Below are 14,618 nucleotides of genomic sequence, written 5' to 3' on the forward strand. Positions count from 1 at the left end.
AACAGCGGTGGAGTCGTCGTTGTTGTTCCAGCCCCAGCCGGCGTTCACACCGGCGTAGAACCCGGTCCAGGTGAAGACCGGAACAGGAGCGAAGACTGGAGCCGGAGCCGCACGCGACGGAAGGTCGGCAGCGGATGCGGCAGAAATACCAGCGGTCGCAATGGCAGTCGCGGCCAGCAGACCGAGAAGACGCGTTTTCATGAGCATTCATCCCTAGTGCGAGGAGTCGCAGGATCAGAGTATGGCTCAGAGAGAGATTCTGGCTATGGTAAAGCTGCAACACCGCCAAGTTTTAAGCCATTTTCGGCCACTTTTAGCAACTCGAACTCTACGTAAGCTTTTCGTTAATACATTGGGGAATTTGACTCGCTGGGAGTTGCGTGCCCTAATCATACTGTTTTCGGAGGAGTCCGAAGGCGAGGAGAGACTGAACCCTGCCCCGCAACGGGCAGGGTTTTTTGCACCGGCAATCGCTTCATAGGGCAGCGCTTTTCGGCCCGGCTTCTACGGCAGGCGAAGGTGTTGGCGACGCGGTCTACAGCCTCGGACGTGAAAAGTGGATTTGCACTTTTGGGACCCATCCGATGCTTTCTCCTACAATGAGAGCATCGTTGAGAGCGGAAAACCGGATCCACTTTTCGCTGACGCGGACCTTCGGGTCACTGACGCGGACCTCCGGTTCCGCACGAGGCGCTAGTCTACGCCTCGATTGGACAGCCATGAAGGTCGATTGTCAGTCTCAATGCTATAATGGATGCGCCTGAGGCGAACGAAGCATAAAAGCCAATCAGGAACATTGAAGCCGACAATAGAGGCCGCTCAACACTCTTCAGGGCGTTTCCTCAGCCTCGCGATTGTACTGGCCCGACCATCTGCAATGTGCGCGTCGCCAGCCACTGCATTCTTCGGGCTGCGCGGAGCAGCTGAACTCTTACGGATCGCATCTGGCTCCCGCTCACTTCGCGACGTCGCAGCTGTTATTTGTTCCGCCTGAACAGCGCAGCTATCAGATGCAATTGCTTGCGCGCGGGCCGCTGCTCGATCTCGACCTGAAACCGCTCAGGGGAAGGTTGTGCTTCTACAGGTGGCTCGATCTCGGGTTCGCCGCGAGGCTCTGGCTCAACGGCAGGTGGCTCCTCGGCCCGCTTGGCCTCAGAGAGCACCTCAATCCGGCCAGGGAAGTCATTCCGGCTTTCATAGCGGACGTAGTCCTGAACACCGGGCCGGATATGGCGCTCGCGGTCGAGGATGACCTCATGCGTGAGTTCGACCACGAACACGTGCCCCTCTGACGTCGGCACATCCACCCGAGTGACCACGCCTTCGAAGAAGCTCTTCATCGCCCCTGGAGGATGGAAGTGGACACGAACCTTATCCCCAACCGCAATGTTCCCCGTCCCCACCTCAACCATTCACCAACGCTCCACTGCGTCGCGGCAGGTGCCGAGAAGCCCACAGTGCTGCCTGGGTGCGGTTCGATACGCCGATCTTGCGCAGGATCATTTTAATGTGGACTTTGACGGTCGCCTCGGCCACATCAAGCTGCCGGGCGATCACCTTGTTGGGCGCTCCTTCCCGTAAACATCTCAGGACTTCCGCCTCCCGCGCCGAGAGCTTGCCCAACTTCATGTCAGATAGGCTTGGCTCTGCCCTATTGTCCTCGAGCGGATGTATCCGCTCCTGCGGTGCGCCATTCAGAATGGAGCCGAGGATGCAAAAGGGCACAACAGCTTCTCCCAGCATCACCAACTCAAGAGATGTGATCAGAACGTCGGGAGGACTGGCTGCGAGACAGAAGCCATCCACACCAGCCTCATGGCCCAGCCGCACGAGGCCAAGATCGACTTGATCCGCCAGGACCACGATCCGCGCCTCAGGGAACTGCTCCTGCACCTGCCTGACCACTTCAAGCACATGACCGGTGCTCCGGCCGGCTTCGATGATGACCAGCGCGGGCTTCACCTCTAGACGCAGGAGCCGTCCTGGACTGAGTGCAGAATCCGCCCCGGCGAGCACAAACGGCGTTCCCTGCAGGATGTGCTGAAGGCCTGAGTGGAGAAGGGGGCTGTCACAGATCAGTGCTGTTGGAACGGCAGCCGCGAGACTGTCGTACACGTCGGCATCTAACGAGCGTCCGTGCACAAGCGTCAGTGTCGTCATTCGCTACCCCCTGTTCGGCTTTCCTTGTGAAGAAAAGTAAACAGGCTGCCGGAGGTTGGTCTGTCTGCGTTCAGACAAAATAAGTTAGCGAATTGTCGCAGTAATGAGCCAGAATGATCATCTACGAGGCTTAACAATATGGGGCACAGACTGGTGCCGCGCCCTCATCGTTGCCGGCGAGCCAACACGGCGGCTTCGGACAGGTTGAGCCTGTCAGGCTACGTCAGTGAGTTTCTGCTGAGGCTTATCCGCCCGCCTGATACGGGCCTGGAATTGTACCTCCACTTGTCCGACGAGCCTCTTTGTATTCACCAAGGCCAATGTCTCAGCCAGGAACAGCCTTCCCGCTGCACACCCGTGTCGTTGCGGTCGTTCTGTGAACACCTATTCGACCTAACGATTGGCCGTGAAAGCAGGTGCCCCTTGATCGCCAAGGGCAACCCAGGCTCTGGCGTTCGTGCTCTCCCGCTTGATATAGGTGTAGCCTGTCTGGCGCCAGGGCAGGACAGCGTCTCGCTTATTGTCGAGGATGAAGTCGCCCCGGTCGGTCAAGACCATGAGCACAGCGTGCCCCTGCCCCTGATCATCGATCACGGCTGCTATCCGCAGGGCACGTTGAGGCAGACCCGCGCGGATCAGCAGCTTCCGCTTCAGAAGCTGGATGTCCTCGCAGTCGCCGAGACCATCATCAGGATAGTCCCAGCGGTCAACCACACCCCAGTGGTCCTGGTCAGTAACCGCCAAGATTGTCGCGTTAACGTGCTCATTGACTTGTTGGAGGATGGCCCAGGCCCTCGGAGTGAGCGCAATCCGCTCTGGCTGCGTACGATTGATCCGACATTCTTGCGGGTGTTTCTGGCAGAACCTGACCCATGCCCATGTTGGAGCAGCACGTCCTAACGCCTGGAGAGGGCCGGTATGTGTCGCCGGGAATGAACTCTCAGCAACAGCTGGGGCTAGTGAACTGAAAAAGACAGTGATTGCAAAAGCGATCCCCCAGGCTCCCACACCGATACGGCGGGCCGCGTTACGAGAACTGGGATGGGTGAGGATCGGATCAGCAGCATCTTCCACAGCCAAGGCTCCGGTCTGGAGCCATTACGATGGGCAATTGCGGTAAACGATACCTTAACGCAGTCCAGGCGATGGCCTCTCGGACCGACCTTTGGTTCACGGGCCCCTTTGCATTGAGTTTGGCCCCCTTAGGTCCGAAACGGGTCAGATGTGCCAGAAGGAGAGTTTCCCTCCTCTCGTGCAGGCTGGTTCCTCCCCGCCTAACCGGCTAGTCGGCAAACCGCTCATCCGGGATCTCGCCGGTCGCAGCGGAATCAGCTTCTGCCGCGGCGGCAGGTGGGGCGTCCTCTAGGATCGCGTCAGAGCGCTCAGACTCCGGATTGAGGAGCTCACGTTCTGCCCTGAGCCAGTGATCTTCCGCATTCCCAGCGCGGCCCTCGCTCTCCCAGATTTCGTAGGCGCGTTGCCGGATTTTGTCCTCCTGGCCCATAGCCATGAGGGCTGCAGAAAGTGTGTCGGACATAACCGTCTCCGATCTCCTGGACCACCGGATCAATGATCAAGCAGGAAAGAGGTTCATCATCAGTTCCTGGAGCCGCCTGAGCCTTCGTGTGCGATCATCCGGACTCAGGTGAGATTGAAGAAGCACTTCCATCGACAGGAAAGGCGTCTCTGTCGAAGGCGTAATGCCTCCGACGCGCCGAAGAGCGCTGACTGTGCAGCGTGGTCTGGATGAGCTCGCCTCTTCAGCGAAATCTTCGCAGCAGGAGTGTTACCGAGTAAGTAGAGGCCCAAAAGAAGGCCCCGGATTTCACCGGGGCCTCCTGTTCCAGACTTAGCGCATCGTGCGGAACAGTGGATCCGGTTTTCCGCTCGAACGATGCGCTGCTCTGGGAATGAGCATCGGATGAGCCCCAAAAGTGCAGGTCCACTTTTCACGTCCGATGCTCGAGCCAGGGAGTTAGAAATCCATGCCGCCCATGCCCCCCATGCCGCCACCGGGCATGGCGGGAGCCGCTTCCTTCTTCGGCAGCTCGGCGACCATGGCCTCGGTGGTGACGAGGAGGCCGGCCACGGATGAGGCGTCCTGCAAGGCGGTGCGAACCACTTTCGCCGGGTCGACAATGCCGGCCTGGACCAGGTCCACGAACTCCTCAGCCTGCGCGTCAAATCCGAAGGTCTCAGACTGAGCGTTGTCGCTGATCTTGCCAACGACGATCGAGCCCTCGACACCGGCATTCTCGGCGATCTGGCGGATCGGAGCCTCCAGCGCCCGCAGCACGATGTTGATGCCGGCCTGGATATCCGGATTGTCGCTCTTCAGCCGCGCCACGGCAGCCTTGGCACGCAGCAGGGCCGTGCCACCGCCGGGGACGATGCCCTCCTCGACCGCGGCCTTGGTGGCGTGGAGTGCATCGTCCACGCGGTCCTTCTTCTCCTTCACCTCGACCTCGGTCGCGCCGCCGACGCGGATCACCGCGACGCCGCCGGCGAGCTTGGCCAGACGCTCCTGCAGCTTCTCCCGGTCGTAGTCCGAGGTGGTCTCCTCGATCTGCGCCTTGATCTGAGCCACGCGAGCCTCGATGTCCTGCCGGTTGCCGGCCCCACCGACGATGGTGGTGTTTTCTTTCTCCACCCGTACGGTCTTGGCCCGCCCCAGCATATCCAGCGTGACGTTCTCGAGCTTGATGCCGAGGTCTTCGGAGATCGTCTGGCCGGCGGTCAGGGTCGCGATGTCCTCGAGCATCGCCTTGCGGCGGTCGCCGAAGCCCGGAGCCTTCACGGCGGCGATCTTCAGGCCGCCCCGCAGCTTGTTGACCACGAGGGTCGCGAGCGCCTCGCCCTCGATATCTTCCGCAATGATCAAGAGAGGCTTGCCGGTCTGCACCACAGCCTCGAGGATCGGCAGCATGGCCTGCAGCGAGGAGAGCTTCTTCTCGTGGATGAGGATGTAGGGGTCCTCGAGCTCGGCAATCATCTTCTCGGCGTTGGTGATGAAGTACGGCGAGAGATAGCCGCGGTCGAACTGCATGCCCTCGACCACATCGAGTTCCGTCGCCGCCGTTTTGGCTTCCTCGACGGTGATCACGCCCTCGTTGCCGACCTTCTGCATGGCCTCGGCCAGCATGCGGCCGACCTCGGCGTCCCCGTTGGCCGAGATCGTGCCGATCTGAGCGATCTCCTCCGATGACGCGACCTTCTTGGCGCGGGCCTGGATGTCCTTGACGGCCTCGGCGACCGCCAGATCGATACCGCGCTTGAGATCCATCGGGTTCATGCCGGCGGCCACCGCCTTGGCGCCCTCGCGCACGATGGCCTGGGCGAGCACCGTCGCTGTGGTCGTGCCGTCGCCTGCCTCAGTGCTGGTCTTGCTTGCCACTTCGCGCACCATCTGGGCGCCCATGTTCTCGAACTTGTCGGCAAGCTCGATCTCCTTGGCCACGGTGACGCCGTCCTTGGTGATGCGCGGAGCGCCGAAGGACTTCTCGATCACCACGTTGCGGCCCTTCGGACCGAGGGTCACCTTCACCGCATCGGCGAGGATGTCGACGCCGCGCAGCATCTTCTCGCGCGCGCCTGCGGAAAACTTGACTTCTTTAGCAGCCATGATTGTTCCTCCTGTTCTGATGGTTCTTGATGGATGCCGCTCAAGCAGCCTTCTGGGCGTCAGCGGACCGTTCGATCACGCCCATGATGTCGGATTCCTTCATGATCAGGAGATCCTGACCGTCGATCCGCACCTCGGTGCCGGACCACTTGCCGAACAGAACACGGTCGCCGGCCTTCACGTCGAGGGCCACGACCTTGCCGGTCTCATCGCGGGCGCCGGGGCCGACGGCGACAACCTCGCCCTCCTGCGGCTTTTCCTTGGCGGTGTCCGGGATGATGATGCCGCCGGCCGTCTTCTCTTCGGCCTCGATGCGGCGGACGACAACACGGTCGTGCAGTGGACGGAACTTCATGAGAATGCCTCCTAGAGCATTGTCAGGGACACTCGGCTATGTCGAGCAATGACTTTAGCACTCGATATATGAGAGTGCTAAAGGAAACTATTAGCTCGGTGCCACGGGTGAGGCAATCTCCTCCTTCTGGAGGAGATGGCCCAGAACCGGTGCCTTATGAGCTGCGTTGACCCGGGACAGCGGCCGACAGGCCGCCTTGGCAGCGAGGTTCAGCAGTGTTGAGTTTCAAAACCGTCGAGGAAGTCTGCGAGAGCAAGAGCATCACCCTTGTCCTTCATCCCGCTATCCGTCGAGCCGTGGAGGATTATGAGGAGAGCTTCTATATCGGCTTACGCTGCTTCCTGAAGGGGGAGTCCGACGGCGTTTTCTTCCTGCCTCTCCAGGACGGTGGGTATGTCCGTCTCGTATTCTCCCAACGCTACTCTTCAGGAGGGCACCCGATCCTGAGGGTTGACCCGCTAACCTCCGAGGGACTGCAGCGGGTCAAGATGGCAATCGACGCTGGGCCTTGAGCTTTGCCGCGGAACCGCCGATCTCCCGCATCGTTTCTGGGGCGCTTTCCCGTTTTACCGGAGTTTGGCTATGGCTGATCAGGAGAACCGCCCCGCCCCGGCTGAATTGGCTGTCGACCACGATCAACCCGCACCCGGTCGCGAAGCCGATATGCAGCTGAAGCCGGACAGCGATCTCTCCAACTACAAGCCGGCCGATAAACTCGTCGGGAAGGTGGCCCTGATTACGGGTGGCGACTCCGTCATTGGTCGCGCCGTCGCAGTCGCCTACGCCATGGAAGGCGCGGATGTGGCGATCGCCTATAACCACAGCGAGGATGACGCAGCCGAGACATGCCGTCTGGTCGAGCATCGTGGGCGACGCTGCCTGTCACTTCTTGGCGATGTCACCGTCAAAGCCGACCGTGGGCGCATCATCGAAGAGACCGTGTCTCGTCTGGGCCGGCTCGACATTCTCGTCAACAATGCTGCTTACTTCGAAGGCGATGGCACGCTGCCCGAGCTTGAGGAGGAAGGTCTACGGCGGGTTTTCGACACAAACATCATCGCTTACATGCTGATGGCGCAGGCTGCGCTGCCACACCTGGAGAAGACCGGCGGATGTATCATCAACACGTCCAGCACAACATCATTGCTCGGCAAGAAGGGCGCTTTGGCTTACTCGAGCTCTAAGGGCGCCGTGAACGTGTTCACCAAGTCGCTTGCAGACGAGCTTGCAGGCAGGGGCGTCCGCGTGAACGCCGTGCTTCCAGGTCCCTTCTGGACCCCTGCCATCGCCACATCGAGCGAGGAGACGGTCAAGAACTTCGGCACGTTTACGATGATGGGTCGCGCCGGCCAGCCGGAGGAGATTGCGCCGGCCTACGTGTTCTTGGCGGCTGACGCATCATTTGTGACAGGAGCGTTGCTCGAGGTCAGTGGCGGCTTCAAATCCGTTGACTAAAGCATCGGACGAGAAAAGTGGAGACCACTTTTGGGATCGATCCGATGCTTCCGCTTTCAAGCAGAGCATCGTTGAAAGCGAAAAACCGGGTCCACTTTTCACTGGCGTGGCCCGTCGGGTCGCTGACGCGGACCTTCGGTTCCGAACGATGCTCTAGCGAGGACGCGGGATGGCGAGCGAAATCGGCCTGGATGGCACCTATCCTCCTCTTGACGTCCTCAAGCCTGTTGGAGACGACGTCTGGATCGTCGACAGCGGGCCCCTGCACGTCCTTGGTTTGACACTGCCCATCAGAATGACGGTGCTGCGTCTGTCCAGCGGCGACCTTTGGCTTCATTCCCCAACGCGATTTACGGAGGAGCTCCGCGCGCAACTCGAGCAGCAGGGGCGCATCACGCATCTGATCGCGCCGGACATTTCGCATTGGTCCTTCCTCCAAGAGTGGCAGAGGAACTGTCCAAATACCCTGACTTGGGCTGCTCCCGGACTGCGGGAGCGCAGGCAGGTGCAGAAGGCTGGGATTCGGATTGACTATATCCTCTCCGATACCTCACCCCCGGAATGGGCTGGTGAGCTGGAACAGATCACCGTCCGTGGGTTAGGCTTCAGCGAGGTGGACTTCTTCCATCATCCAAGCCGAACACTGATCATGACGGATCTGGTTCAGAACCTGGAGACGGGGCGTCTGCCTGCTTTTACGCGGATCATGGCCCGTCTGAATGGTATCGCGGCGCCACGGGGTCGGGCACCGATTTATCTCCGCCTCGCCGTGAAGGCGAACAAACGCGAGGCTGCGAGGGCAGCGACCCGGCTCGTCGAATGGCAGCCGGAGCGAGTGATCTTTAGCCATGGCCGCTGGTTCGAACGAGATGGGACGGAAGCCGTCAAACGATCCCTGGACTGGCTCACAGGCTAAACTGGACTTCGGTCGATTGGGAGCAGGGTGAAGAGCTTTGTCCCGCTGGCCTTCTGCGTATCCGCCTACTGCTTACAGGCTGACAATGGCCACCCAGCGAGAGCGGTATTTCAGGTTTTCGGACCACCCGCGAGCTTGCGTTAGGGTGTCGCGTTTCCACATGGGGACGACGACACCATCTCTGCCCCATTGTCGCACTTTGCGGAGACCCGAAATGGCAGTTCGCCTACCCCAGAACCTCTCGACGGGCCTCCAGCGGGAAACCGGCTGGAGCGTGCTCGATTACGAAATCCGCGAGCAGAAAGCGCAAACGCTGGGGACCTTGAGCAGTCAAGTCGAACAGGCTCTTGCAGCATTACGGGCCTTCGATGCCGATGGGCACGGATCCGACGAGGAGATCCGGCGTCATGCCTTGCTGGACGAGGCCGCCGACCGGGTCTGGGCCTTCATGATCCAGCGGGAGCTGTGCGGGCTCCGGAACTGGGACGCTGTGGTGAAGGATTACGGCATTCCCCGGGAGGTTCTGAATCGGGTTGGGCAAGTCAGGCGCTAGAGCATCGTGCGGAAAAGTGGATCCGGTTTTCGCTGACGCGGATCTCCGGTTCCGCTCTCAACGATGCTCTCATTCAAGGAGAAAGCATCGGACCCAAAAGTGCAAATCCACTTTTCACGTCCGATGCTGTAGAGGCTGTTATGGACCTGGGCTGAGGTCATTTTCGTTTTGGCAGAATGATCTCTGCCCGCAAACCTTACCCCTCTGGTGTGTCTGACGAAGAATGGGCCCTGGTAGCGCCGTATCTAACGCTTCTGCCCGAAGAGGCGGGCCAGCGCGAACACTCCTTGCGGGAGGTGTTCAATGGCCTGCGCTATATCGTCAAGACCGGTGCCCCCTGGCGCTGGATGCCCCATGATCTGCCACCCTGGGCGGCCGTCTATCAGCAGGCGCAACGCTGGCTCAAAGCCGGGTGCTTCGAGCAGTTGGCGCATGATCTTCGCGCGGTGCTGCGCCTGGCCGCCGGATGCAGCGAGGAGCCCTCGGTCGCCGTGCTCGACAGCCGTACCTTATGCTCCACGCCCGAGAGTGGGGCGAGAGCCGGGTACGATGGTGCCAAGCGCCGGAAGGGCTCCAAGTTGCACATGGCGGTGGACACTCTCGGCCACCTTCTGGCAGCTCACGTCACGCCTGCCACGGCGGATGATCGGTCCGAAGTGGGACAGCTGGCCCAGGCTGTGCAGGTCGCCACCGGCGAGAGCGTGGACTTGGCCTATGTCGATCAGGGCTATACGGGTGAGAGGGCCGCGGCGGCAGCCCGCGAGCATGGGATCGAGCTGGAGGTGGTCAAGTTGCCTGAGGCCAAGCGCGGCTTCGTACTGTTGCCGCGCAGATGGGTAGCGGAGCGCACATTTGCCTGGGCCACTCGCTTTCGTCGTCTGGTGCGGGATTACGAGCGATTACCTGAAACTCTCGCAGACCTGCATGTTGTCGCTCTGGTCTGTCTTATGCTGCGACAGGCCGTAAACTACATCGCAGTCCATAACAGTCTCTAAGTGGTGCATCCGGTAAGTCATGCGGCTCTCGGCAGCACGGCGACGCCGGGTGAGCGGCGCGGGCGATGCCGGCGTCGCTTGCCCCAGACAAAGGGATGGCGGTGCGCATTCCAGTAGACCGTGGAGTGGTGGATCGCATCGGTGATCTCCTCCCAAGTCTCGAAGCGCCGGCCGGCAAGAGCCAGCGAGCGCAAGATCTTCCACCAGGGCTCGATCAGGTTGAGATAAGCTGTAGTAGTTGGTATTTGATCGGACAGTCGGCATCAGAGAGTGATCGGATGGAGCCTGTCCGACAGGATCAGGCTGCAATCATTTTCTCCTTTGCCAGCGGCACGGCATTCGAGAAGGTCTGCATCGGCGTCTTGCCAAAGCACCACCGCCCCTAATGTGGCCGCTCCTCATTATAACTCCTCACCCAGGCATCCAGATCGCTCTGCAACTCAGTGATTGAGCCGTAGATCTTCTTGCGGAACGCCACACGACAGAACTCGTCCAGCACCGTCTTGTGAAAGCGCTCAACGATCCCGTTCGTCTGCGGGTTCTTGGTCTTGGTCCTGGAATGATCCACGTCCTCGACGGCCAGATAGAGTTCGTACTCGTGGCGCTCGGGATTGCCACAGTACTCGGTCCCGCGGTCGGTGAGCACCCGACGCAGTTTCACCTCATGGGCATCGAAGAACGGCAGGACGCGGTCGTTCAGCAGGTCGGCGGCGGTGATCGGGGTCTTGCGATCATACAGCTTGGCGAGCGCCACCTTGGTGTAGGTGTCAATGAAGGTCTGCTGATAGATGCGCCCGACCCCTTTCATGTTGCCGACGTAGAACGTGTCTTGCGCTCCACAATAGCCGGGGCATTCGCTCTCGAACTCGCCGTGCGCTTCCTTCTCTGTCTTGGCCTTCTCCAGGGCCGCCACCTGGCTCTCGATGAGGATCAGACCTTCCTGTGCGACCTTCGCCTCCAAGGCTTTGAGCCGCTTCGTCATGGTCTCGAGATCATGGCGCTGCCAGGCCCCGCGCACGCCGGCCGGTGAGATCGAATGACCGCGCTTTCGCACCTCGTCGGCGATGCGGATCTGGCCGAAGGCCGGTTGCTCCAGAGAAAGGTCAATGATGATCGCCTCAATCTCGGGCGGGGTGCGGTTAGCCAGCCGCGGCTTGCGTCGGCTCAGCTCTTGCAGGGCCAGTTCGCCGCCGGTCTCGTAGAGTTCCTTGAACTGATAGAAGCTGTCGCGGGAATAGCCCATCATCTGACAGGCTTGGCTGACATTGCCGAGTTGCTTGGCCAGCTCCAGCAGGCCGACCTTGGCACGGATGATCTTCTGCTCGTTGGTCATGACGGTGTTCCTTGTGAACGCCGAGACCGGGCGCTACGCACCCCGACCACTCCGCGCCCAGCCTCGGCTCAGGCCTCAGCCAATCGACACCGTCTGTCAGATTAAGTTCCAACTACTTCATCCAAAGATAGCTGCTGCGGCCACTGCATCCAGCGAGAACCTGGAGCGACAGGGGAGATCCGTCCGGTCAACAAGCTACTCGGCCTTGCCGCCTGAGCCACCCGTTCGACCGGGTTCATTGTGCCCTATCCGAGTTGCCGCAACAGTGCCCGTCACCCGAGGCAAATCTCGTCCTTTAAGCGATCCCCTATTCCTTGGGATTACTAACACGGAGAGGCGCCAACTACCTCGCAAGCGCAAGGCACACTGATTGTCGCTTAAACAGTCAAGACGATACCCTGCCTCTAAGAATCAGAATATGAGCAGGGCATCATGTCGGCCGAAAGAGCTTTCTTAGCGCAAAATGATTTCAGCAACGCATCTTCAGAGAGAATGATAACCGAACGCGATCTAAAGATACTCTGGATATCGCGCACATTAACAAACATAGATTTCCAGTACGGTGAGGAGATCTTGAACCTTGATCGCAGCGATCTCGAGATCGAGCAGAAGAACTATATCAAGGCTCAATTGCTCCTGAAGTATCGGGAGCGGCGCGCCCCTTACCAGGAGCTCTTGGAGAGCCTCAGAGGGCAGCAACTCCATTAAGAAACCAACAAAAGAGGCCCCATTTTGGGACCTCAGTTTCTCAGAGGAACGGCCAATGCTGTCAGCACAGGCTTAGTTTCGTTCTCCTGAAGAGGACGGTCAACTCACGTATCGTTACGAATCGTAAGTGGTCGTTGTGGAGCGACCACCGCAACTGCCAAAATAGTAGCTGCAAAAAGTCGATAAGGTCACGAATGGAGCCAGCACTACAGCTCCCACGGCAAGGCCAACGATTGCCTTGAGATTACGCACTACAAGGCTCCTTTGTTCAGCCTCAACCGTGCCCCCCATCAGGTTAACCATAGGTTAACCTTGGCAGTGAGGTCCACTGACCGACCGAACGAGCTTACGGGTGGACTGAGATGGTTCTGTCGCAAACCCGGATTCGAGCCGCAAGATCGGAGCGAACCTCAGTCGGTATTCATGCAGCGAGGCGCTCGAACTGTTCTGCGAGCGAGAGATTTGCACAACAGGCATGATGCGCCTGCTGTTTGCGTATCATGTGGACCATCTCAATGCCGCCAAGGATCACCCGGGCGCTGGTCACGATCTGGAAGCCGAGCATCAATCGGATCCGCCTCTTGATGGCACGATGGTCCTGCTCGATCCGATTGTTCAGATAAGCACTTTGCGGGATGCGGATCGTCTTGAGCTTCCGTCGGGATCGGTCCCGCAGCCGATCTGTCGTATCACAGGACACGATTGCTTCGCGGTTGGTCTGGCTGCCATCAATGACGATCCTCTCGGGTCTGCCATGCCGCTTCAGCGCTTGGCGCGGGAACCGTTTGGCAGCAGCCAGATTCCGCTTTTCGCTGAACCAAAATTCGACCGTGTCGCCATTGCTGTCGATGGCCCGGTAAAGGTACATCCGCCGCACGCGAACCTTGATATGCGTTTCATCCACATGCCACCGGCTGGTGACGGCTCGCTTGCAAATGACGGCTCGCTTGCGAAGGTTGAACTGCTCCAGTAATTCAGCCGAGTACCGAGCAACCCATCTGTGCACTGTCGCGTGGTCGACCGAAATGTCTCTCTCGGCCATCATCTCCTCAAGGTTTCTCAGGCTCAAGCCATAAGCCAAATACCACCGGACGCACAGCAGGATTACCGAGCGGTCGAAATGGCGGCCTTTGAACATCTTGCACCTCCGCAGCTTGTCAGAGGCCTAAACCGAACTGAGTTACCGAAGAGTTTGCAACGGTTCCATGCCGCGCCCGGCGGTCATCCAGTTGAGTTCCCCCGGCCGGATTGGCAGTTCGGTTCCAAGCGAGTCCCGGTGCATGATCTCGCCATCGAAAAGATAGGTGACGGTGGACAGGCCGATATGGGGATGGGGCCGCACGTCCATGCCGGATCCGAGCAGGAACTCGGACGGCCCCATCTGGTCGAAGAAGATGAACGGGCCGACCATCTGCCGCTGCGCGGACGGCAGCGCCCGCCGCACCTCGAAGCTGCCGAGATCGCGGGCGCGCGGCACGATCACAGTCTCGATCGCCTCACAGGCGAACTTGTCGCCCGGCTGCGGATCTTCGGCGGGGTTCCAGCTCATGAGATCTTCGCCTTCCCTGCACAGGTGTGATTGTTGCGTCCGCTATCTTCAATCGGTCTCCTCAAGGAACAACAAACGGGAATCATGCCCCCTCCCGCCGTTCGCTCACCCCCCAAGCCCTCAGATGTTCCTCAAGGGCGTTATCCGTATCGGCCGGAACAGAGGGACCACTCCAGGCCGTCGACCCGAATGTGGTACCCGTTCCGTCCCGCCCGACAATTCGCCAGAAATGCAGCGCGGCACTCCGCTCCTTGTGGCCCATCTCGGCGCGTGCTGCATCCGCTTCGGGCCGGGTCGCCTCCCGTAGCCGATAGCGCCGCGATGGGTTGTCAGCAAACCATAGGTCGTCGGGTGTCATATTGCCTCCAGCCAATTCAAGCTCGGCAAGCGCCTCTCGGTCCGCTGCTGGCCGAACGTGCATTCGGTCAGCACATCCCACCGGTGTCGGTAGCTCTATCAGAGAACCAGTATCACGGCCAACCAGCCGAAGAACGGGCGCGTATACCAGAAAATGCCGCTCCAGACGCAGCATACACGCCACTCCAGTATCGTCACCTGCAGGTGCCCACGCATCAAACGTCAGGCATGACGACCATCACGTTCGGACGTGCCAGCTGCCGTCTCAGATCACTGCAATCCTGCGCCCGGAGCCCGTCGAGAAATTCCAAACCCGCACTTACAGGAGAATCGAGGAGATGCACCTCCAATCTCCCGCTCTGCGGCACGGCAGTTGCTATCGTGACCAAGCCGGTTTGTGTCTCCCGCTCGATTCTGGCTCCGAGGATGTCGTCGCACTGAAGCCGCAGGATGAACTCCATGGTCATCTCCTCAGTTCGTTCACAACAATCCAGAAAGACTGGGAACGCGCAATGGTTCGATCGGGATCGCGTCACACCAACGGCCGCAGATCTGCCTCGATCTGCTGGCGCCGGCCTTCCAGGAACGGCGGCAGCGAGAGCGTCTCGCCGAGAT

Annotated in this window: 16 protein-coding genes and 3 pseudogenes; 6 read left to right on the forward strand and 13 right to left on the reverse strand. The window is 60.0% G+C overall.

The genetic code is table 11. The annotated features are described in order from the left end of the window. The 7 genes and pseudogenes from DC522_RS29540 to groES all read right to left on the reverse strand — a co-directional run. Window positions 1–201: pseudogene (locus DC522_RS29540) on the reverse strand (porin family protein); the annotation flags it as partial. A 776-nt stretch (window positions 202–977) separates the two neighbouring features. Continuing rightward, a complete protein-coding gene (locus DC522_RS29545) occupies window positions 978–1,412 on the reverse strand; it encodes a hypothetical protein (protein WP_116532072.1) in 435 nt (144 codons plus the stop codon). Next, window positions 1,405–2,160, reverse strand: a complete 756-nt coding sequence (locus tag DC522_RS36515; RefSeq protein WP_245444682.1) for a response regulator transcription factor — start codon at window positions 2,158–2,160, stop codon at window positions 1,405–1,407. Before DC522_RS36515 ends, DC522_RS29545 begins: the two co-directional genes overlap by 8 nt. 393 nt (window positions 2,161–2,553) lie before the next feature. Beyond that, window positions 2,554–3,234, reverse strand: coding sequence for a transglutaminase-like cysteine peptidase (locus DC522_RS29555; RefSeq protein WP_371680832.1), 681 nt, complete (start codon window positions 3,232–3,234; stop codon window positions 2,554–2,556). Between the two features lie 208 nt (window positions 3,235–3,442). After that, window positions 3,443–3,697 carry a DUF2934 domain-containing protein gene (locus DC522_RS29560; RefSeq protein ID WP_245444683.1) on the reverse strand — a complete coding sequence of 85 codons (255 nt, stop codon included), beginning with the start codon at window positions 3,695–3,697 and terminating at the stop codon, window positions 3,443–3,445. 438 nt (window positions 3,698–4,135) lie between these two features. Then, a complete protein-coding gene (gene groL / locus DC522_RS29565) occupies window positions 4,136–5,782 on the reverse strand; it encodes a chaperonin GroEL (RefSeq protein WP_116532073.1) in 1,647 nt (548 codons plus the stop codon). 40 nt (window positions 5,783–5,822) lie between these two features. Continuing rightward, window positions 5,823–6,137: a co-chaperone GroES gene (gene groES / locus DC522_RS29570; RefSeq protein WP_116532074.1), complete on the reverse strand. Its 315-nt coding sequence runs from the start codon at window positions 6,135–6,137 to the stop codon at window positions 5,823–5,825. A 215-nt stretch (window positions 6,138–6,352) separates the two neighbouring features. Here groES and DC522_RS29575 point away from each other — a divergent pair, with 215 nt between their 5' ends. The 5 genes from DC522_RS29575 (at window position 6,353) to DC522_RS29595 (ending at window position 10,056) form a co-directional block, all read left to right on the forward strand. Beyond that, window positions 6,353–6,649, forward strand: a complete 297-nt coding sequence (locus tag DC522_RS29575; RefSeq protein WP_116532075.1) for a hypothetical protein — start codon at window positions 6,353–6,355, stop codon at window positions 6,647–6,649. Between the two features lie 70 nt (window positions 6,650–6,719). After that, window positions 6,720–7,592 carry an SDR family oxidoreductase gene (locus tag DC522_RS29580; protein WP_116532076.1) on the forward strand — a complete coding sequence of 291 codons (873 nt, stop codon included), beginning with the start codon at window positions 6,720–6,722 and terminating at the stop codon, window positions 7,590–7,592. A 169-nt stretch (window positions 7,593–7,761) separates the two neighbouring features. Further along, window positions 7,762–8,508: a DUF4336 domain-containing protein gene (locus tag DC522_RS29585; RefSeq protein ID WP_116532077.1), complete on the forward strand. Its 747-nt coding sequence runs from the start codon at window positions 7,762–7,764 to the stop codon at window positions 8,506–8,508. Between the two features lie 214 nt (window positions 8,509–8,722). Further along, window positions 8,723–9,061 carry a DUF6665 family protein gene (locus DC522_RS29590; RefSeq protein ID WP_116532078.1) on the forward strand — a complete coding sequence of 113 codons (339 nt, stop codon included), beginning with the start codon at window positions 8,723–8,725 and terminating at the stop codon, window positions 9,059–9,061. 176 nt (window positions 9,062–9,237) lie between these two features. Continuing rightward, on the forward strand, window positions 9,238–10,056 hold the full coding sequence (locus DC522_RS29595; RefSeq protein WP_116532079.1) for an IS5 family transposase: 819 nt from the start codon (window positions 9,238–9,240) through the stop codon (window positions 10,054–10,056). 17 nt (window positions 10,057–10,073) lie between these two features. Here DC522_RS29595 and DC522_RS29600 read toward each other — a convergent pair whose 3' ends face one another. Next, a complete protein-coding gene (locus tag DC522_RS29600) occupies window positions 10,074–10,250 on the reverse strand; it encodes a hypothetical protein (protein WP_245444684.1) in 177 nt (58 codons plus the stop codon). A 104-nt stretch (window positions 10,251–10,354) separates the two neighbouring features. Further along, window positions 10,355–11,389, reverse strand: a pseudogene (locus tag DC522_RS29605) (IS481 family transposase). A 573-nt stretch (window positions 11,390–11,962) separates the two neighbouring features. On the opposite strand from DC522_RS29605, the gene DC522_RS37030 reads away from it, so the two are divergent. Further along, complete coding sequence (locus DC522_RS37030; RefSeq protein WP_256369935.1) at window positions 11,963–12,097, forward strand: hypothetical protein; 135 nt, start codon at window positions 11,963–11,965, stop codon at window positions 12,095–12,097. A gap of 421 nt (window positions 12,098–12,518) precedes the next feature. On the opposite strand, the gene DC522_RS29615 is transcribed toward DC522_RS37030, so the two are convergent. The 4 genes and pseudogenes from DC522_RS29615 to DC522_RS29630 form a co-directional block, all read right to left on the reverse strand. Continuing rightward, a complete protein-coding gene (locus DC522_RS29615; protein ID WP_116532082.1) occupies window positions 12,519–13,235 on the reverse strand; it encodes an IS6 family transposase in 717 nt (238 codons plus the stop codon). A gap of 66 nt (window positions 13,236–13,301) precedes the next feature. Beyond that, window positions 13,302–13,646, reverse strand: a pseudogene (locus tag DC522_RS29620) (pirin family protein); the annotation flags it as partial. Window positions 13,647–13,728: 82 nt separating this feature from the next. Beyond that, window positions 13,729–14,004, reverse strand: a complete 276-nt coding sequence (locus DC522_RS29625; RefSeq protein WP_116532083.1) for a hypothetical protein — start codon at window positions 14,002–14,004, stop codon at window positions 13,729–13,731. A 214-nt stretch (window positions 14,005–14,218) separates the two neighbouring features. Continuing rightward, window positions 14,219–14,464, reverse strand: a complete 246-nt coding sequence (locus tag DC522_RS29630) for a hypothetical protein (RefSeq protein WP_116532084.1) — start codon at window positions 14,462–14,464, stop codon at window positions 14,219–14,221. Window positions 14,465–14,618: the final 154 nt, after the last annotated feature.

Source organism: Microvirga sp. KLBC 81, assembly GCF_003075415.1.
In the GTDB taxonomy this organism is placed as follows: domain Bacteria; phylum Pseudomonadota; class Alphaproteobacteria; order Rhizobiales; family Beijerinckiaceae; genus Microvirga.

Coding starts and splice junctions, on each gene's coding strand:
- DC522_RS29545 (WP_116532072.1), bottom strand. CDS start 1,412: ATGGTTGAGGTGGGGACGGGGAACATTGCGGTTGGGGATAAGGTTCGT.
- DC522_RS36515 (WP_245444682.1), bottom strand. CDS start 2,160: ATGACGACACTGACGCTTGTGCACGGACGCTCGTTAGATGCCGACGTG.
- DC522_RS29625 (WP_116532083.1), bottom strand. CDS start 14,004: ATGACACCCGACGACCTATGGTTTGCTGACAACCCATCGCGGCGCTAT.
- DC522_RS29590 (WP_116532078.1), top strand. CDS start 8,723: ATGGCAGTTCGCCTACCCCAGAACCTCTCGACGGGCCTCCAGCGGGAA.
- DC522_RS29585 (WP_116532077.1), top strand. CDS start 7,762: ATGGCGAGCGAAATCGGCCTGGATGGCACCTATCCTCCTCTTGACGTC.
- DC522_RS29560 (WP_245444683.1), bottom strand. CDS start 3,697: ATGTCCGACACACTTTCTGCAGCCCTCATGGCTATGGGCCAGGAGGAC.
- DC522_RS29630 (WP_116532084.1), bottom strand. CDS start 14,464: ATGGAGTTCATCCTGCGGCTTCAGTGCGACGACATCCTCGGAGCCAGA.
- DC522_RS29580 (WP_116532076.1), top strand. CDS start 6,720: ATGGCTGATCAGGAGAACCGCCCCGCCCCGGCTGAATTGGCTGTCGAC.
- groL (WP_116532073.1), bottom strand. CDS start 5,782: ATGGCTGCTAAAGAAGTCAAGTTTTCCGCAGGCGCGCGCGAGAAGATG.
- groES (WP_116532074.1), bottom strand. CDS start 6,137: ATGAAGTTCCGTCCACTGCACGACCGTGTTGTCGTCCGCCGCATCGAG.
- DC522_RS29595 (WP_116532079.1), top strand. CDS start 9,238: ATGATCTCTGCCCGCAAACCTTACCCCTCTGGTGTGTCTGACGAAGAA.
- DC522_RS29615 (WP_116532082.1), bottom strand. CDS start 13,235: ATGTTCAAAGGCCGCCATTTCGACCGCTCGGTAATCCTGCTGTGCGTC.